The organism is Gilvibacter sp. (genome assembly GCF_965601605.1).
Classification (GTDB): domain Bacteria; phylum Bacteroidota; class Bacteroidia; order Flavobacteriales; family Flavobacteriaceae; genus Gilvibacter.
In genome coordinates this window covers 137,120-156,351 of the sequence record NZ_CBFCWJ010000032.1, presented here as the reverse complement: position 1 = coordinate 156,351, position 19,232 = coordinate 137,120, and the positions used below count along the sequence as shown (strand labels likewise).

The window sequence follows — 19,232 nt, the reverse complement described above, 5'->3', positions numbered from 1 at the left end:
AGTTTTTGCAGAAATAAAGGTACGCAAACTGCAGTTTTTTAACGGATATTTTTTTCCACTAAACGCTCCATTTTTACCATTCGTCGACACTAAATGGGGGATTCGTCGAAACTTAATCCGATAAAACCCTTAAAATCGGCAATTTTGTATAAGTAAAGAACCCCCTATGAAAACACTTGAAATCCTTTTATTAGAAGACGATCAGATCGAGATCATGAAGTTGCAACGGGCCTTTAAAAAGCTCGGAACAACTCATAAAGTAATTCCTGTGAATAACGGAGAGGATGCTTTAGAATATCTCAAAGATGCTAATCGACTTCCTGATCTAATTTTCTTAGATCTGAACATGCCGCGTTTGAATGGTCTCGAATTTTTAGCGATATTAAAAAAAGACGATCGTTTGAAGTTTTTGCCGACAGTGGTTTTGACCACTTCGAGCAACGAAAAAGACCTTTTCGCTTGTTACGAGATTGGCGTGGCCGGATATGTGCTTAAGCCTTTACAGTATCAAGATTATGTGGACCGATTGGGCGCCGTTTTGGCCTATTGGGAACACAACGAATTGGTTAAACCCGTAATGGCTTAATAACTAATCATATGAAAGGAATTGTATTTACAGAATTATTGGAACTAGTCGAGGAAAAGTTTGGTCTAGAAATGGTAGACCAGATCATCGATGAATCCGATTTGCCTTCTGGCGGTGTTTACACAGCGGTAGGAACTTATGAATTTGGAGAAATGCTACAACTGCTAACGCACTTAAGTGCAAAGACCGGCATTGATATCGGTACCTTGCAACGTGTTTTTGCAGAACATTTCTACAAGGTCATAGAACGTGAATACCCTTCCTTCTTAACAATGTATAAAGACCCTTTAGAGATGTTGGCCTCCATTGAAAATCACATTCACGTAGAGGTCCGCAAAATCTATCCAGATGCTCAGTTGCCTACGTTCGATGTGCAAGAGAAAACAGACACCAAATTGGTAATGGTTTATACCTCTTCCCGTGCGATGTACAATTTTGGTTTAGGACTAATGGAGCAAACTTTCAAATATTTCAACCAGGAAGCTACGATTACCATGGATATGCTTAAAGAAGACGGATCTGAGGTTAAATTCGTAATTTCAACGGATGGATAGTAATGAGCATAAGCTCCTGCTCAGAAAAATAGAACGGGAGAAAGCCGCGCGCAAGCAGGCAGAAAAAATCCTAGAAGACAAAGCCGCTGAGCTCTATCAGCGCACCCAACAATTACATGAAGCCAATGAGCAATTGGAAATGTTGTTGGGAGAAAAGAGTTCCCAATTACAGGGTATTTTCGAGAATATAGTTGACGCCTATGTGGTCATGGATCTGGCGGGTAATATCCTGCGCATGAACGAGGCGGCCAATCGGCTTTTTGGTATTGATCTGGAGAAGGAATCGGTTAACGTCACCACCTTAATCTATCCAGAAGATGTCCCTTATGCCATGCAGTCCTTTCAATCCTTAAATGAGAAAGGTTACTTCACCAATTACCAAGCCCGTGTTTTAACCAGAAACCAAGGCGTGCGTTGGGTACAGATCAATGCCTCAGTAGTATTAGACAACAAAAAGAAACCCATAGCCGCTCAAGGAATTGTTCGTGATATCACCGAACAACTCAATGAATCCAATGCTTTGGCCTTTATTTCTGAGGTAGCCCAAGAGATCCTTGGGAAGACCAATTTTAGAGAGATTGGGACCATATTGGCTGAAAAGGTTTCTGCCTTTTTGAAGACGGATGATTGTGTGGTCTATCTCAAAATGCCCGAACAAAAATATTTGCAGCAGATATCGGCAGTAGGTGCTAAGCTCGATAAAGAAGGCAATATTGTCAATCCTTTGATCATTCCCGTAGGTACCGGTATTGTTGGGTCAGTAGCCGAAACTGGGCAAGCAGAGCTTATTGGAAATACTAAAGCCGACAAACGCTATATAAGAGATGATGCCTCAAGATTGTCTGAGTTGGCAGTGGCCATAAGTGTAGATGATCAGGTGCTTGGCGTTATTGATGCAGAACATGCTCAAGCAGACTTTTTTACCAAAGATCAGCTTAAGACCCTCACTTCTGTTTCCAATTTAGTGGCCTTGCAGTTGCGCTCGGCCATGGACGTAAGTGCGCGACGGGAAAGTGAAGCTCGTAACGTAAAACTTTTAGATCAGTTGGAGTTGTCCAACAGAGAACTCAGCGAGTATGCCCATATGGTATCGCATGATCTTAAATCACCCTTGCGCAGCATTAGCGCCTTGGCAGAATGGATCAAAGAAGATAATTACGAACAACTTCCGGAAGAATCTAAAGAACACTTTACGCTTTTAGAAGGTACCATTTCAAAAATGGAGGAGTTGATCTCTAATGTACTTGAATATGCATCTGTGGACCGTGTGGCAGAAGAATTCCTTCCTGTGGACACCAAAGAACTCATTCGAGAAATTGAAAACCTCATTTTTGTGCCAGAACACATTGAATTGCAGATAGCGGACAACTTGCCTGTAGTCTCTGGAAATCGTGTGATGCTGCAACAGCTTTTTCAAAACCTAATTGTAAATGCTGTCAAATACAATGATAAGCCCAGTGGGTTTGTCAAGATCGACTGTGTAGATAAAGACACATTCTTTGAGTTTACTGTTGCCGATAACGGCATGGGTATCGCTCCAGAATATCACGATAAGATCTTTAAGATTTTCCAATCTCTCAATCCAGATGGAGAATCAAGTGGCCTTGGTTTAGCACTAGTTAAAAAAGTCGTGGAAGTACACCACGGAGAAATTTGGCTAGACAGTACTATTGACCAAGGTGCGACCTTTTATTTTACCCTCAGCAAGAAAAAATGATTTTTACCAATCCTAATCCAAAAGAAATTGCAGCAGCAATGCAGCAAAAAGCAACCCCCGACGCTTTATTTGTTGTTATGGTTGCTGAAAACACAGGTGTAGACATTGATGAACTCATGACTGCACTTAATGAAACCTCTTGTCAGTATATTGGCGGGCTGTTTCCAAAATTGATCTTTGATGATGCCTTAATTGATCAAGGCGTTGTGGTAACACAACTTCAGGGTTTACAAAAGATTCACATTGCGCGTGGCTTGGCTGCGGGTAGTTACGATTTGGAGAAACATCCAGTTGCTTTAGGCAGTGATTATTGTGTTTTCACTTTGGTTGACGGTTTGGCTTCAGGCATCTCCGGATTCTTGTCTGAGCTCTATCGAAGTTATGGAAGTGAGATCCGCTATTTTGGTGGAGGAGCGGGAAGCTTAAGTTTACAACAGGCCCCTTGTTTATTCAGTCGAGAAGGCTTTTTGCAAGACGCTGCTATCTACTGTTTGTTGAATCAATCCACGCACTTAGGCGTGAAGCACGGTTGGGAGAAATTGGGCGGTCCTTTTGTGGCTACCAAGACCTCTGCAAATGTGGTGGAGGAGATCAATTGGAGACCAGCCTTTGAAGTCTACAGAGAGGTGGTTGAAGCCGATTATGGCGCTTCCTTTGACAGCCAACCTTTCTTTGATATTGCCAAGGGTTATCCGTTTGGGATGGTCCGTGAAGGCTCTGAATGTGTAGTTCGTGATCCTATTGCGGTCAATGATGACGGGCATTTGATCTGTGTGGGAGAGGTTCCTGAAAACACCTTCCTCGATGTGTTGAAAGGAAAAAATCAAGAGCTTATCGCCGCGGCAGAACAAGCAGCCAAGATTGCAGCAGATCAGGCTAAGCAGCCTGCAGCGGCCATGGTTATTGACTGTATTTCTCGAGTATTGTTCTTAGACGATAACTTTGAGCAGGAAGTAAAGGCGGTGACCAAAGCCCTTCAAGATAATGGAGTGCAACCCACTATGCGTGGTGCTTTGACATTAGGCGAGATATCTTCATTTGGAGAAGGATTTCTCGAGTTCTTCAACAAAACCACTGTGGTGGGACTTTTTGAATAGTCATGTCGGGTACCGTACAAACCATATTCAGTCTTTATGAGCTGTCAATGGCCATTGGTAAGTCATTGAATTATCGGGCCAATTGTGATCATTTTATGAAGGTGTTCTTGAGCCGTAAAATGCTTAAGGCAGGTTGGATTGTACAAATTCAAAACAAAAACGTGCGCTTGCGTTATGCGATTCCGGCGCCCTATAAACCTAAGGAAGAAGTTACAATAAAGTACATCCGCGAATTTTTGGATCAAGACAAACCCCTCTGCGTTCCTGTAGACGAGCAGATCAGCAATGTTTGTCCGGTTCCTGTTTCTGGAGGTTATGTTGTTGCATTCCCCATGGCGAATCAAAGTGTGCTCTTTGTTCACAGTCCAAAAAAAGAACCTTGGGCAGATGCAGAGCTACGTCAATTGGATCCGGTAATCAGAAAATTTGGAATGTCCTTGTTGGCCTCTTCAGATTTTGAAGAGCAGAAGCGCTTGCTCAAACGCTTGGAGCGTAACAATAAGGATCTCAATGATTATGCACATGTAGTCTCTCACGATCTAAAGTCACCTCTGCGGAACATCTACTCTTTGGTCCAATGGATTCAGGAGGATTTAGATGGAGATCAACCGGAGTCGGCCGTGGTGCATATGCCACATATATATTCCAGTTTGGAGAAAATGGATGGGCTTATTGCAGGAATACTTCGTTACTCCAACTTGAGAGAGACTTCTCAAGAAAAAGAGGTACGCGTTAATCTCAATGAACTTATTGATGAGGTATTGACTCTGATTCAGGTCCCGGAATCTATACAAATTGAGGTTGCTGCTTTGCCGGAGGTTAGGGCAGATCGCTTGCGGATGAGTCAATTGTTCCAAAACTTGATAGATAATGCCTTATCAGCAATGAAGGTTCAAGGGGATCGTATTCAAATTGGATTTGAAGATCTGGGTAACAGCTATGAGTTCTTCGTGAAGGATAACGGACCTGGAATTGCCAAGGCTCATCAGCAAAAGGTTTTCCAAGTTTTCCAAAAATTGGACGCGGATTCTACCAAAAGTGGAATTGGCTTGGCTATAGTGAGTCGAATTGTAGAGGACCACGGCGGACAACTCCGTTTGGAAAGTGAAGCGGGACAAGGCGCAACGTTTTATTTTACCCATCCAAAATAGTACCTTTGAGTACTATGGAGCACCCAAATTTAGATTACCTCAACGAAATTGCTGACGGTCAACCCGAAGTTGTTGCCCAATTTGTCGGCATCATTGCGAAAGAATTCCCAGGGGAGTTTGAAGAGTATCAAGCCCTGATTGCGGCCAAGGATTCTGCAAAAGCTGCTGCAATGGTGCATAAGCTTAAACATAAAATTAGTATTTTAGGCTTGGTTCAGGGGCGCGCATTGGCGGTAGAGCATGAAGAAGCCTTGAAAGAAGAGGACTACCAACACTCCGATGCCTTCGCTGCAGTACTGGATCAGATCGATCAGTTCTTAAAAAACAACTAGATTCTTATGAAGTGTATTATTATTGATGACGAGGCCATGGCGAGAGCCATCATTGAGCAACTTTGCCAGCAGACTGATGACCTCGACGTAGTAGCGCAGTTTGACAATGCCATTGAAGCGATCAAATTCATCAATAAAAATGAAGTGGATATCATTTTCTTGGACATCCACATGCCTACTTTTTCCGGCTTTGATTTCTTAGATACGGTTACTAAGGAGGTTCAAGTGATCTTGACCACCAGTGATCCGCAATTTGCTATTGAAGCCTTTGAATACCCGAGAATTAAGGATTATTTGGTAAAGCCGGTTACGCTGCCTCGCTTTTTAAAAATGGTAGAAAAACTCAAGGCGCAGCCCAAGGCAAGTTCTGCTACTGCGCCAGCAGCAGCATCCTCTTCTGGCAGTACAGAAGGAAAAGAGCTGTATGTCAACATAGATCGTAGACTCATTAAGATCGCTTTTGATCAGATCTTTTTAATTGAGGCTAAAGGCGATTACATCCTCATTAAAACCCACGAAAAGAATTATACGGTGCATTCCACCTTAAAGAAGATTGAGGAAAAGCTTCCCGAATCTCAATTCATCAAGGTACACCGAAGTTATATCATCAACTTTACCAAGATCGTAGATATTGAGGATAACAGTGTGCTTATTGAGCGCGATGTGATCCCGATCTCCAGATCCAACAGACCGGAATTGATGAAAAGACTGAATCTACTCTAACTAGAGTCTGATCTGTCCGCTGATACCTACTTGATAGAATGAAAAGCCGTTTGCGGCATCAGAAGCACTGTTGGAGTATCGTCCAAACACACCCAATACCAATCTTTTGTTGTAGTTGTATTTGAACTCCGCGAACCCGCGTAAGGTGTTCATGGCGTCTTGGTCGTCTATGGTTTGGGTACCCACTGCAACTTCAATGGCGGCTACAAAGCGTTTGCCGTTATGATCAAATCTGGCAAAACCTTCAACATTATTGAAGCTGTCCGGGCTAAAGTAAAGTTCGGCTCTATCTTCTTTAAAGGTCAAGAATTGATAATTCGCTCCAAACTTAAAAATGCTCTTTTTACCCAAGCTGTAATACAATGAGGTAAATACTTGCTGACTTTGGTTGTCATCAGAAAGTGCTACATAGCGAGCCTGCGTGTACCAGCCTAGATTCCCGATCAACATTAAATTGTTGTTCAATATGAAGTTATTCAACACCAACTCCGACGCCAAAAGCGTAGCATTAAAGTCTTGAATGCTTCTCTGATAGGCCAGGCTGAAATTGTTACGCGGTAAAAGTACAGTCTTAACCTCTGCTTGAGCGTTCCATTGGGTGTAAGCCTGAGGTCCGGCAGTTACTTTGGTGAATCCACCGCTAATGGTTGCCGTAGTTCTGTTGTGAATACGGGTGGTGTAACCTAAAGAGATCGTATTACTCGTCGCTTCAGAATCAGACAATTCACGGGTGGTGTTTCGGTTGTTGTAATTCAAGGTTAAACCGTGTCTGTCATTTAATGGAAGCGTTAGCGTTAATCCTGCTAAATAAGTCACGTTAGTGTCGTTGTCTTCTTGATAGGCAAACTCAGTCTTTACATTGGTCTTTAAAGAGTTGGCAATAGTCTCCTGGAGTTGGATGGCGTCTGCCTGTCCGGGATAGTATTTTAAAACACTGTCCAATTGCGCCACTGATAGCTTTTTCTGATTCAGTGCACGCAGGGCGCCAGCCTTGCCCATCAACCCGTCATAAGAGCTAGAATCAATATCCAAGATCTTATTATAGGTATCCAAACTGTTTTGTGGCTGATCCGTATAGTTGTAGTAATTCGCTAATAAGGCGAGGTAAGTGGTTTGTTTGGAATCTTCCAATTGCAACTGATCAATTGCGGCTTTAGCCTCATTGAACTTGGCATTCCAGAGATAAGCTTGAACCAAACGCTCTTTGGCTTTAAGTTGTGCCGCTGCATCTTGTGTTTGGGAAGAGTCCACAGCTACTTTAGCTAAGACTAAAGCTTCTTTGGAGTTTTCTTTAGCCTGTTCAAGCAAGGCTAAATGTCTGTAACGTTCTACAGCATCTGGAATGAGTTGGAATTGATCCTCTGCAGCATCCCATTGTTTCTGCTCAAAAAAGAACATTCCATAAACAATACGAGCCAGGCTGTTTTCTGGAGCTTGTTTTATTAGCGCTTGAAAGAGCGCATCTGCCTTTTCAAAGTTCTTGGCTTTCTTCTCTTGATCCGCATACCCTAATATAATATAGAACTTACTGTTCATCGCTCCTGGGTTTCCCGGATCTATTGCCAAGGCCTTTTCTATAGTTTCTAATGCGAGTGGATATTGCTTTAGGTTGCTGTAGGTGTTTGCCAATCCCAACTGAGCTGGGAAAGACTCCGCATCTTTGGCCGTTAATACCTTATAGTCTTTTAGGGCTTGATCGAATTGTTTGTTCCACAGATAAGCTTCTGCCAGGTTCAATCCGATCTCGTAATCGCCTTGGTATTGGTTCTCTAAGTCTTTAAATAAATTGAGCGCTCCCTCAGGATCCGAAGACAATCCCAATGCACGTGCGTAGCAGATGGCTACGGTCTTATTGTCTGGATACAGTTGGCGTTTTTCGGCAAAATAGGTCTCCGCAGCAGCGAAATCACCGTTTTCTAGGAGTTTGAATCCTTCTGAGAAGTCTTGGGCAAAACTTGTCAAGCAGTTAAAAACCGCTGTAATTACTAGTATATATAGGTAGTTCGTTTTCATACTCCCAAGTTAAATCCGTCCTCAACATATTCAAACGAAGCTAAAATACCATTCGTCTACACTAAACCGACGCTCACCGAATATCGTCCTTTAAGCCTGTTGTTTTGCTGCACTTTTGTATCAGAAAACGAAACGATATGGAAACTAAATTAACACTCGTACACAATTCAAAAGTTATAAAACTTTACCCAACTATGCGAATTGTTCATAATACAATTTCAAACACACAATTACAAATTGCCTAATTAAAAACCCAATAACTACTTAAAACAAACTACCATGGCACTACAAATTACAAAACAAGAAAACGTATACGTCCTAAGCGGAAACCTAGCTGCAGATCAAGTATTTGAGATCGGACGTTTTTTCAATCTGAAACTGCACGCTGAGCAAGAGTTGCACATCTCTTTAGCAAAGTTAGACGTTGTGGATATCTCTGCAGCCCTAATGTTCAAGCAACTGTTCTCTCAAGCAGAATTACGCAACAAGACTTGCGTAGTGTATGGACTTAAGAATCGTAAAATTCTCGGAGCATTCCGTCATACAAATCAGATCCATGCACTCGCTAGCTAAGAAATTCAGTTTATTATCGCCTCAGTATATCTGGAGCATTTTACGAACGCCTGCACAGTTATTTACCATAAGCGCTGTGCTGGTAAATGCCGGAAACTATGCTTATAACGTTTGGCTGGGTCGCAGTTTAAGTCCTGACGTTTTTGCTGAGGCGGTTCTTTTGATCACACTACTGTTGGCCTTGTCCTTCTTGGCCACAGGAATCCAACTTACCGCGACCAAATTCTACGCAGAGTTAGAAGGTACACAAAAAGAGGCTGGCATGGCATTCATGTCACGATACGCCATAATCCTAGGTGTTGTCATTGGCCTACTTATTGTCGCTTTTGCCCCCAATTTAGCGACATTGTTTTCGATGAGAGATGTTGATGTTTTTTACCCACTGGGTGTTAGTGTACCTTTTTATCTCTGGTTGAGTATTACCCGTGGAAAAGCACAAGGCGGACGCAAGTACATTGCCTTGGCTGCCACTTACCAAATTGAAATGTTGGCGCGATTTGCCATCACTTTATTAGCGATCCAGGTTTTTAATCTGGACCCATCCTGGTCAGTTGCTTTAGCAATTGGCGGATCCGTAATCCTCGCTTCTGGGGTTAATCCCCACAAGTTGGCACTGTTTCAATCCTTCAGTGTCTCTAAAAAGCTTCAGAAGCGGATAGGGATCTTCTTTATGTACATCTGCTTGTACGAATGCTTGCAGATTGTATGTAGCAACGCTGACCTACTTATGGTTAAGCATTATTTCTCTGCAGCTGATGCCGGACAGTATGCCGCCATGGCCTTAATAGGGCGCATCGTGTTCTTCATCACTTGGATGATCGTAATGCTACTTTTACCGGAAGTAGTGACCCTTAGAAAGAATGGTGGAAACCACTTGAGACTATTCTTGAAGTACTTATCTGGTATCGCAGCTATCGTATTTGTATTGGTAGTAGGATGCTATTTATTCTCCGAGCAGATCGTGACCATCATGTTTACGGATGCTTATTTAGAAGTAGCCCCACTGCTTGGACCTTACGCCTTAGCAACCGGATGTTTTGCCCTAGCCAATGTATTTGTCTACTACGCTTTAAGTGTAGACCGTTACCGCGCGGTTTGGATCGCTTTAGGATTCGGAGCCTTGCAACTGGTAACCTTTACATTGTTCCACGAAAGTTTGAAGTCCATCGTTTACATCCAAGTGTTCTATATGAGCTTGCTGATGCTTACTCAGGCCTTCTTACTGATCCAACGCCACAAGCGCGAAAATCGTTAATCTAAACCTAATTTCCATTCGTCGAAGGTAAATGGCTCGCCATCGACGTTCGGCCTTGAAAAACAAGCATTTGCCCCACATTTGCAGTATAAAACTAATACCTATGAAACTAGCAATCGTAACAGCCTACCCACCGAGTAAACTCACATTGAATGAGTACGCATATCACCTGATCAAGCACTTCCGCATGCAGGAGCGCGTAACCGAAGTAGTAGTACTAACAGACAAAACTGTTGAAGCCTCAACAGTAGAAGCCAGCAACGAAGGTTGCACCATGCGCATCATCCCATGTTGGAAGTTCAACAGTGTGATGAATCCAATCAACATTGTTAAGACCCTGAAGAAAGAAGCACCAGACGCCGTATTGTACAACCTACAATTCATGAAGTTTGGAGACAAGAAGATCCCAGCTGCTCTAGGATTGGCAACCCCAATGTTGAGCAAGTGGGCCAAGATCCCAACAACCGTATTGTTGCACAACATTATGGAGACTGTAGATCTAGAAGAAGCAGGCTTTACCCAAAGCCCAATTAAAAAGAAAATCTTTGGATGGATCGGAACTCAATTGACTCGCTTGGTATTGCAAGCAGACAAAGTAGCCGTAACTATTGATCGCTACGCAGAGATCCTTCAAGACAAATACAATGCTCAAAACGTTCAAGTGATCCCTCACGGAACTTTTGAAGTACCTAAAGACGTAAGTTTTGATGCCGATTACAGCAAAGTTCAGTTGATGACCTTTGGTAAATTCGGAACCTATAAGAAAGTAGAGCAATTGATCGAGGCCGTAGAAGTACTTCGTAAAGATGTACCTGCTGAGATCGAATTGGTAATCGCTGGAACAGACAATCCGAACGTAAAAGGATATTTGGCTGGAGTACAAGAGCAGTATGCACATGTACCAGGAGTCGAATTCACCGGATATGTCGAAGAAGAAGACGTTCCTGTGATCTTTGGAAACAGTGATGTAGTAGTGTTCCCTTATACCGCTACAACTGGAAGCTCTGGTGTATTGCACCAAGCGGGAAGCTATGGAAAAGCTGTAGTGATGCCAAATATTGGTGATCTTGCCGATCTAGTTGCAGATGAAGGATACAAAGGAGTATACTTTGAGCCAGGAGAAGTTGATTCTCTAGTGACTGCACTGAAAGTATTGTGTATCGATAAAGAGTATCGTTTGCAATTGGCTAAGAACAACTATGAAGCGGCCAAAGCCCTTTCAATGGAAACCATTAGCTCAAGATATTTAGATCTTTTTGAAACTATCTCCCCAACATTGAGTGAACAGTCCGCACTAGCGGCTTAGTGAAGTTCGAAGCGCTTGAAGCGCTGATTTTTCAACCCCCCAATGATCGAGCAAGCCAAAGTTGGCTTGCTTGTTCTTTATCCAAGGTTTCCAACTGCTGACTTTACCGGGGATTTCCTCAAAGTCATAAAGCGTCCAACACAGAAAAGAAAGCGATTCTGATTCAAAGGATTTGAGCATGGTTTCGTAGTAGTCGAGTTGATCGTCCTGTGAATTTCCAAAGGGCGCCCATAGTCCGCGATTGGTGCTCATACCAAACTCTTGAACCACCAAGGCTTTGTCAGTTACAGCGCGCAAATTCTTCAGGTTTTCAGGAAGATTGTTTGGAGCCGTATAATGATGAAAGCTTACATAATCCACTAGCTCAGTGAGTTTCTGAGCAGCATCGGCAGAACTCCAACCAATGGTAATGGGTTGTTTTACTTTTTGACTGCGGAGTTGATCCGCCACAAACTCCAGCCAAGCCTGAATGCGTTGTTTTCCCTGACCTTCATAATCCAAGTCGGGTTCATTTTTAAGATCCCAACTGTGAATTGCAGGATGATCACCCAATGCTGCCGTAAGCAGTGCTATATGATTGGCAGCTGCGGGCCAATTGGCTAAAGAATAATCGCCATAAAAGTCAAAGAGTGTGAGTACAACTTTGAGATCAGCGGTTTGTGCAAGATCTAGAATGGATTCAAGACGTGATATGTGTTCTGGATCTGGATTGCCTCCGCCAAAATCATTAAAATCCACAAAAAGTCGCACTGCATTCAAACCTTGCTCACGGATGAACTTAAAGTCTTTGGCAATGGTATCTAGGTCCAATTCTTCATTAAATGTATCCCAAGGGTAGTCCTTAGGGTAGTAGTTTATTCCTTTAAGGTTGGGAGTGGCAATAGCCGCAGTTTGTGTTTTGCCTTGGTAAGGATTGATGGCAATTTGTTCTAGATACGCAATGCGCCAAAAACCGTCTTGTAAAAACATAATAACCTCTTGAGAGATCTCTTGGGTGTTGAGAACCTCCAAGTCGCCATTGCTTAGTTTTTGACTACTGATGCGCAAGGCATCTTTATCGGTAAAGGCCGCGATCTGTCTGTCTGCAGATAGAAATCTAAAGACCAGATTGTGTTTGATGTACTGCTGCTCAATACTCGGATCTTGTCCTGCGCTCAGCAGTATATTCAGTTTTTTACGGAGTTGTGGAGTGAATTGGTCTGCGATCAGCGTGGTATCCTGCAGACTGAATGCCGCTTGGAGTTGATTGAGCGCGAGGCTGTAATCTTGTGCAATACGTTGCAACACCACACGGTCCGGATCGCCTATATAATCACTACCCAGATCAAAGTCAAAGGGTGTGATTCGGCCAGAAACGGCGGCCTCATCGGCGAGTAAACTGCTGCGATCTGCTCCCTCATTAAAGTAGATCAATACCTTGCCCAAAATAGCCATGGTAAGCAAGAGCGATACTGCCAGAAAGACTCTGCCCAAAATGCGAGTTATGTTTTCGCTCATTTTCATTCCACAGTTTGATTAATCCCCATGGCGTTAATTCGCAACGGCAGTTTGGGTGTTTTAGAAAGACCAATCAGGTCAAAAAAGACCATACCGTTGCGCGTTTGATTTTCAAGCAGTAAAATATCGTTTGCATCAAACAGGCGCACAATGATTCCATCGGTAACGCGCTCGTTGAGTCTACCGGTAATAGGCCCCACATTAATTTGATCTTCTGCCGTTAGCTCCACAGGAAAAGCATCCATAAATGATCTGTAGGACAGGCTTGTTTGGTTAGAGATTGCGCCATTATTCAAACTAGCTTGCAGGCTCCAATCCATGGCTTCATCTGGGTGAAGCACAATAAATCGGGCTATACCATTCGCCGTAATGGCACTAACATAGGCAGTTACTCCATCAGATTGATCAATGCGCAGGCTGACTCCTGTACCGTCTGCAACCGGGTTTCCAAATCGATCGCGAATAACAGAAGTAATCACCTCGAGTTCTTGTTGGCCGTCTGCAATATCGTGTTCGGGTAGGGGTTGCAATTCAAAATCCACCGCCTCATTGGGCATGATTATAAATTGCGCGGCTTTGGCCTCCGCTCCTTTGTAGGATCCGCCCAACTGGAAATTACCGGCAATTGGACCCGCATCAAATTCTATAAAACTCAAACCGTAACGAATGCTAGATTCTGTAGTGGTTTGCTGATTCAAATATCTGTAGTCCATTTGAACACTGTCTGGCTTGCGGATCAAATTGTCATGCGCATCTCTGGGTATGGCCACAGCCATGGCTGCCCGTACTTTTCCCGCTTTGGCAGATGGTGGACCGATATAGGTGTTGATACTGTAAACTGAACTGTCTGCCGGAACCACCTGGAAACTTCCTGAGCCTAAAGAGGTGTCTTCAAAACTCAATCGCCATTGGCTCAAGCCTGTTTTGTTGGATAGTATCTCCGGAATTTCAAAGGTGCAATTGCCCGATTCACAGTGCGTAGGCGCAAGCGTGGCTTGATAGACTCCAGCCTCCAAGAACAGTTTTACCTGCTTAGTGTCAACGCCTGCTTCTGCTTTGAATTTAGCTTCTGCAGTTTTGAGTTCACCTATTGCGTAGGATTCTGATAGGCTAAACTCTGCCTTAGGAACCAATGGTGACACTTGCTCTTGCTTGCAACTTGTAAAAAACAGCGCTCCGAGAAAAACCCCTATGTATACTAGATGTTTCATCAGTTTTGTGCGTGGTAGGGATTTAAAGTTACGTCTATATAAAAAGCTTCTGCCGGAAGCGGCATGAGTCTTTCGGGGCCTTTATTCTCTAAAATGGGTTTTGGCTTTCCGTTGATGAGAATAACCACTTCGCTCTTTTTTGGCATTGGATGACTTTCAAATTCTGCGATATCTATCAAATATTTTCCACGACGATACGGCCTAAGAGCTTGATCTCCATAATATGGTTCTACCCAAACCAGTTCTTTTCCTTTATTGTAAATCGCTACTAAAAACTGCGGAATCGTACAGTCTGAAGTATTGGCGTTTAGCATTTCTAATTCCAACGTTCTGTCGGCTATGAACTGTTTTTCTATGCTGTAATTCTGTGGGCTGATATCACTGGTAACATTGGTAGTAACGGCAATCTCGAAACTCACCGGTTGGCTGCTCAAGGTCAAGGCCGGAGCAAAGTCTGGACTAAAGGTCTCATCGATCTGTGAAGTGTCTTCTAACCAGGCAATTTCCTCAAACGGAATCCTAAACGGAACTTGCTGCTCAGGCATCACCCTATAATTGATAACATCCTTAGGGGCAAATTGAGCAAGTACCTGTCCGTTTTCATCGTATAAACTCGCACTGATCAATAAACTCGCCGGGTGATAGTCTATGTTTTTAATGCTTCCGACCAAAAAGTATTGATCGTCATATTCTATGAGTTTTGCACTGGTAACGGCAACTTCTGGGCGTTTTAAAACATCTTCATAGAAAGTTGTTTTAAGCGTGTTTCTGCGTCTGCCTTGGTTGTAAAACTCCACGTTTTCTTTGCTGAGATAGACATCTACAGGAATGTCTAAGTCCAAGGCTTTAGGAACAAGCACCCAGCGTCCATCGCGTTTCCTGGCAGTTAGGGTGTCTTCTTGCTTGTAATTCTTGAGTGCGGTGATCCAATCGGTCTTTACAGCAATCTCTTTTTGATCTTCGGATTCAAAGAGTACTTCTGTGCTGATGTCATCTAGTTTACCATAAGAGCTCAATAAACCGTCTGTAATGGCAATCTCCAACATAAAACGGTCTAAGGTTTTTCCTGAATCCGGGTCGAGATAACTATGTGCTCGCTCAAACTCTTTAAAGTCCATGGCATCGTAATAGGCTAGAACTAGTTTCTCCGGATCTTTATAAGGTTGAGATTCCTCATAGTAGTCCCAACTCAATTTTAAGAATACAGCAATCACTGCTAAGGCCCAACCCAATTGCCCCCAACTGAATAGCTTTTTAAATAAGGATTTAGGGGCTTGCTGAGGCGTGAGGGCCTTCAAATCTTCGCTTAATGGGTCTTTAGAGCGAATAAAGAGAAAAATGAAGATGCCCAATACCGCTACAGAGACCGGGACAATACCCCAAATGAGCATTTGGAATTTTGAAATTGGAGGTGTCGCCAATACGGAGGGAAGGGTGTTCACCCCTTCACGCTCCCAAACCACTATGCCATTCTCTAATACCGGTAAGCGTTTCCAACCTGTAAAGTGCAAGAGTGGATCGTAAAACTTATCGTTGGAGAAAACGTATTTTAAATTGTATTTGTTAGGATTGGCCAAAAACTGCTGTAACGAGCCCAGCCCTTCTATACCTCGGAATTTTGAATTCTCTAAGCGTTCTACGGGTGTTGTGGTAAGTTCGGGTAGTTTGCGGGCTGAATGATAATTACCGTCAACCGTTAAAGCCTTGGTCTGGGCTGATAGCCAGGCCATTTGATCGCCAAACCCTAGGGTTAGATAGCGCCATTTATAATGTTCGTCTTGGTTTAGAAAGTTTACAATGGGTAGCATGTCTATGGTCTTGGGCTGCGAAGGGCGCATTTTTCCAAGATTTAGTGTAGCAATTGCTGCCATAATATAGCCTCCTATCATGAGCGCTCCCAAAAGGCGGTAACTCTTACGACCCCATTTTTTGTGCAAACGAGCACGCAGGTCACCTTCAAAGAAGTCCGCAGCAAAGAGCCCTGCAATAGGCAGCATTATTAAGGAGCCCCATAAGGTAAAACGGTCTAAGGTCAGTATGTCAAAGGCATTGTCGCCCAAGATCATTCGTGGCAATGGGGTGGTGCCACCTGTACCCAATAGTGCTAGCAATCCAAAGGACAAGCAAAAGAAAACCAAGCGTCGTTTATATAAGGTCTTAAACGCGTAAGGCCATAATAATAGGAACAAGCCCCAGGGTATTAAAAAGAACAACAATCCGGAAGAGCCGACCTCAAAGAAATTGTCTCTAGACCCATGCGGAATAGGAATCTGGTTAATAGGATTGTTTTTGGTGTTGAGCCAATACGGCAAGATGCAGAATACAATAAGTAGTAAAGCACCAAATCCAAATCCTACGATAGGCCAAAAGCGTTTGCGCACTTGGATGATCAGAGTTTTTATGGTGTTGCGTTTTGGGTCTTCAGAAGCATCTACCAAAGCCATTCCTATAACCGGGAATAAAAAGAATACCATTCCAAAGATGGGCGTCACGTGATGCGAACAAACCATAATTGCTATAAGGATCCAACTGCGGATTAACGAACGGCGTTTTTTATATCGAATCCAATTGTATACTTCCGGGCAGGAGTGCATCAGCAAACTCATTCCTATGATACTAGGCAATTGGCCAAATAAGTGCAGGGTTTCTATATAAGACGTGGAGAAAACACAAAGCAGTGCAGCATAACCGGCCGCCTTAGAGTTCTGTAAGACCAAACGGGCAAATCTAAACACGCCGCTCACAAAGAGCAGTACTCCTATTAAAGATACTGTATAGAGTCCAAATTTGAGTCCCCCAACTAAGGAGAACAAGCCTATGGCTTGATGTACCAAAGGTGGATAGCCATAAACGGTAAAGCCTGTATACCAGCTTTGGTTCCAATGGGAGAACCAATCAGAAGCGTAATGGTTGGCAAAGAACAAATGGATCAACGCATCATAGGTCCGTTCCAAAGTACCAAACATGGTTGCCCCGTGAAGCAAGACCCCCATAATAAGGGCTGCTAACAGATAGGGATTGGTCTTATAGTTAAGTGTCTTCAATAGGTTTTAAAGCTTTTCACCAAAGTTACAACTATCGCTGAGTGGTACATCTGTCGATGAATGGCATTCGTCTACAGTAAACTGATGCTGACCGAAAAGCCCCACAAAAAGCCGCCGCGCTGGGATATGTTTGCATCAAACAAAAACAAACTCAAAGCTCAATTACGATGAAAACTGGAATTATTATCCCTTGCTACAACGAAGCCGATAGAATCAACCAGATTGCTTTTTTACAATTTATAAAAGAAAATGGTCAATACCATCTTTGTTTTGTAAATGATGGAAGTTCTGATGAGACTATCACCGTTTTAAACCGACTTAAGCGCAACGCTGACAATCGTATTTCTGTTGTTGATATTAAGCGCAATGGTGGAAAAGCTGCCGCAGTAAGAGCTGGTGCTCGCTACTTGCATACACGCTCAGACATTGAGTATGTAGGCTTTATGGACGCAGACCTATCCACAGACTTTGAAGATTTCAAAGTTTTAGTGGATAGGCTCAAAAGCCAAAGAGAGTTGGTAAGTGTATTCGGATCAAGAAACCTAGGAGGAGGAAACATCCAACGTAAAGAAGATCGTGGCATCATGTCTAAGATCGTTGGGATGTGTATCCGTTTCATCTTGAGATTGCCTATTAAGGACACCCAATGTGGTGCTAAAGTATTCCACCGCGACATTATTCCTGTGATCTACAGCAAGCCTTTCGTGAGCCGTTGGTTGTTTGACGTGGAGATCTTCTTGCGCTTGAAAAGGCACTTCGGAGCAAAACGTGTCATGAACCATATCCATGAGCAGCCCCTAATGCGATGGATTCACGAAGAAGGTTCTAAGCTTGATCTAAAAGCGAGCCTTCAGATCCCAGGACGCCTATTGAGCATTTACCTTTCTTATAACAACTTAAATCTGCTAGCTTCTAACAAAACTGTTGAGCTACAGTGGCAGCAGAATGTTCAAGCTCCAGCCCTAGCAGAGATCAGCATCGCTGCCTAGTTATAAGAGACGTTTTTGTTTTTCAAAGAAAGCATCGGCCTGCAACTGCATAAGTTCGCGGGCCTTTTTTCGTTTATAATCGTAAGCTTCTTGTTCTTCTGCAATATCTTCATAAACTCGGTTGTTGAGTTGCAGATCCGTTTCTACTAAAACATTGCGCTGCTGTTTCTGCTGTGCAGCCCAAGAAGCAATAGCTCCTTCTTGCTCTTCCAATTTATGGTCATAAGGACCTCTTGGAGAAAGTAGCTTTGCAAAAATTGGAGAGGTTTCCACCGCTAAAAAGAGTAAAAAGATAAAGAACGAAGGCAGCCAAGGCAATTTATCCAAAGCATTCACTCGAGCCATCAAACCGTCAAAACCTTCAATGACGGGTTGGGTTTCTACTACCTTGTCGTCGTATTGGGTTTGGAGTTCGGCAATCTCGGTTTCCAGGCCAGCAATTTTTGCAGCATTTGCGGTTCTGAGTTCCGTCAAAGCGGCCAGTTCTGCATCGTGTTTTTCACGTTTCTCTTTATACACAGGACCTTTGCCAACCAGTTCGGTACCTGCGCGACCTTCAGCTTCTGCGATATAGGTCTCATAAAGCGTATTGACACTGGTCTCTTTGTCTACAACTTCTTGCTTAAGGCTTTCTATTTGCCCGTTGAGTTCGGCAATTTTAGGCTGATACTGTAAAGCGATCTGCCCCTGATTGTCCAAGGTCATTTGGTTTTTTTCCTCCAACAAGACTTGATTGATCTCCTTCTCAAAGATCTTCAACTCTAAAGGCTTAGCAATCACAATAGCAATGATCACTGCTAAAAGGAGTCTCGGGGTGGCTTGTACCAGTTCGTCCCAAAACTTCCCACGCTTTTTAATGGTGGATACAATGAATCGATCCAAATTGAAGATCAGTAATCCCCAAACCAGCCCAAAGGCAATAGCAACAGGATAGCTGTCAAAAACTGTGAATAGGGCATAGGTAGCTGCAATGGCAGCCATAACAGCGGTAAAGAATACTGTGGCGCCGATCCCGGCATACTTGGTGCGTTCTCCGGGAGAACATTGGTCGAGGATATCCGTATCCGCTCCCGAGCAGAAGATGAAAAAAGATTGTAACATGATTGATGAATTAATGTTTTCGGATTCAGTACAGAGCTGCATCCGAGAATATTAGAACGCGATTTACCCCTATTTGTTACATA

At 43.3% G+C, this 19,232-nt stretch carries 16 protein-coding genes; 11 read left to right on the top strand and 5 right to left on the bottom strand.

Features of this window, described 5'->3' with window-relative positions:
* The first annotated feature begins 166 nt into the window (after nucleotides 1-166).
* The 7 genes from ACSLP7_RS09090 to ACSLP7_RS09060 are packed head-to-tail and all read left to right on the top strand — an operon-like array spanning nucleotide 167 to nucleotide 6,160.
* Complete coding sequence (locus tag ACSLP7_RS09090; RefSeq protein WP_435578999.1) at nucleotides 167-586, top strand: response regulator; 420 nt, start codon at nucleotides 167-169, stop codon at nucleotides 584-586.
* Between the two features lie 11 nt (nucleotides 587-597).
* Nucleotides 598-1,140: a heme NO-binding domain-containing protein gene (locus ACSLP7_RS09085; protein WP_435578998.1), complete on the top strand. Its 543-nt coding sequence runs from the start codon at nucleotides 598-600 to the stop codon at nucleotides 1,138-1,140.
* Nucleotides 1,133-2,857: a PAS domain-containing sensor histidine kinase gene (locus ACSLP7_RS09080; RefSeq protein ID WP_435578997.1), complete on the top strand. Its 1,725-nt coding sequence runs from the start codon at nucleotides 1,133-1,135 to the stop codon at nucleotides 2,855-2,857. The genes ACSLP7_RS09085 and ACSLP7_RS09080 overlap by 8 nt, the downstream gene beginning before the upstream one ends.
* Before the next feature lie 38 nt (nucleotides 2,858-2,895).
* Nucleotides 2,896-3,954 carry an FIST signal transduction protein gene (locus ACSLP7_RS09075; RefSeq protein WP_435578996.1) on the top strand — a complete coding sequence of 353 codons (1,059 nt, stop codon included), beginning with the start codon at nucleotides 2,896-2,898 and terminating at the stop codon, nucleotides 3,952-3,954.
* A 2-nt stretch (nucleotides 3,955-3,956) separates the two neighbouring features.
* Complete coding sequence (locus ACSLP7_RS09070; RefSeq protein ID WP_435578995.1) at nucleotides 3,957-5,105, top strand: sensor histidine kinase; 1,149 nt, start codon at nucleotides 3,957-3,959, stop codon at nucleotides 5,103-5,105.
* A gap of 14 nt (nucleotides 5,106-5,119) precedes the next feature.
* The gene (locus tag ACSLP7_RS09065; RefSeq protein ID WP_435579043.1) at nucleotides 5,120-5,437 is read left to right on the top strand and encodes an Hpt domain-containing protein; all 318 of its coding nucleotides are present in this window, start codon (nucleotides 5,120-5,122) and stop codon (nucleotides 5,435-5,437) included.
* A 6-nt stretch (nucleotides 5,438-5,443) separates the two neighbouring features.
* Nucleotides 5,444-6,160 (top strand): LytR/AlgR family response regulator transcription factor, encoded by a 717-nt coding sequence (locus ACSLP7_RS09060; RefSeq protein ID WP_435578994.1) that lies wholly within the window; start codon nucleotides 5,444-5,446, stop codon nucleotides 6,158-6,160.
* Here the strand turns inward: ACSLP7_RS09060 and ACSLP7_RS09055 are convergent, their stop codons facing one another.
* Nucleotides 6,161-8,173 carry a tetratricopeptide repeat protein gene (locus tag ACSLP7_RS09055; RefSeq protein WP_435578992.1) on the bottom strand — a complete coding sequence of 671 codons (2,013 nt, stop codon included), beginning with the start codon at nucleotides 8,171-8,173 and terminating at the stop codon, nucleotides 6,161-6,163.
* A 279-nt stretch (nucleotides 8,174-8,452) separates the two neighbouring features.
* Here ACSLP7_RS09055 and ACSLP7_RS09050 point away from each other — a divergent pair, with 279 nt between their 5' ends.
* From ACSLP7_RS09050 to ACSLP7_RS09040, 3 genes are all read left to right on the top strand, one after another.
* Nucleotides 8,453-8,746, top strand: coding sequence for a hypothetical protein (locus ACSLP7_RS09050; protein ID WP_435578991.1), 294 nt, complete (start codon nucleotides 8,453-8,455; stop codon nucleotides 8,744-8,746).
* Nucleotides 8,730-10,001: an oligosaccharide flippase family protein gene (locus tag ACSLP7_RS09045; RefSeq protein ID WP_435578990.1), complete on the top strand. Its 1,272-nt coding sequence runs from the start codon at nucleotides 8,730-8,732 to the stop codon at nucleotides 9,999-10,001. The genes ACSLP7_RS09050 and ACSLP7_RS09045 overlap by 17 nt, the downstream gene beginning before the upstream one ends.
* 103 nt (nucleotides 10,002-10,104) lie before the next feature.
* Nucleotides 10,105-11,307, top strand: coding sequence for a glycosyltransferase (locus ACSLP7_RS09040; protein WP_435578989.1), 1,203 nt, complete (start codon nucleotides 10,105-10,107; stop codon nucleotides 11,305-11,307).
* Here the strand turns inward: ACSLP7_RS09040 and ACSLP7_RS09035 are convergent.
* The 3 genes from ACSLP7_RS09035 to ACSLP7_RS09025 are packed head-to-tail and all read right to left on the bottom strand — an operon-like array spanning nucleotide 11,296 to nucleotide 17,059.
* A complete protein-coding gene (locus ACSLP7_RS09035) occupies nucleotides 11,296-12,804 on the bottom strand; it encodes a cellulase family glycosylhydrolase (protein WP_435578988.1) in 1,509 nt (502 codons plus the stop codon). The genes ACSLP7_RS09040 and ACSLP7_RS09035 overlap by 12 nt on opposite strands.
* A gap of 2 nt (nucleotides 12,805-12,806) precedes the next feature.
* Complete coding sequence (locus ACSLP7_RS09030; protein WP_435578987.1) at nucleotides 12,807-14,015, bottom strand: Ig-like domain-containing protein; 1,209 nt, start codon at nucleotides 14,013-14,015, stop codon at nucleotides 12,807-12,809.
* Nucleotides 14,015-17,059: a hypothetical protein gene (locus ACSLP7_RS09025; protein ID WP_435578986.1), complete on the bottom strand. Its 3,045-nt coding sequence runs from the start codon at nucleotides 17,057-17,059 to the stop codon at nucleotides 14,015-14,017. Before ACSLP7_RS09025 ends, ACSLP7_RS09030 begins: the two co-directional genes overlap by 1 nt.
* 167 nt (nucleotides 17,060-17,226) lie before the next feature.
* Here ACSLP7_RS09025 and ACSLP7_RS09020 point away from each other — a divergent pair, with 167 nt between their 5' ends.
* On the top strand, nucleotides 17,227-18,048 hold the full coding sequence (locus tag ACSLP7_RS09020; RefSeq protein WP_435578985.1) for a dolichyl-phosphate beta-glucosyltransferase: 822 nt from the start codon (nucleotides 17,227-17,229) through the stop codon (nucleotides 18,046-18,048).
* On the opposite strand, the gene ACSLP7_RS09015 is transcribed toward ACSLP7_RS09020, so the two are convergent.
* Complete coding sequence (locus ACSLP7_RS09015; protein ID WP_435578984.1) at nucleotides 18,049-19,149, bottom strand: DUF4407 domain-containing protein; 1,101 nt, start codon at nucleotides 19,147-19,149, stop codon at nucleotides 18,049-18,051.
* Between the last annotated feature and the right edge of the window lie 83 nt (nucleotides 19,150-19,232).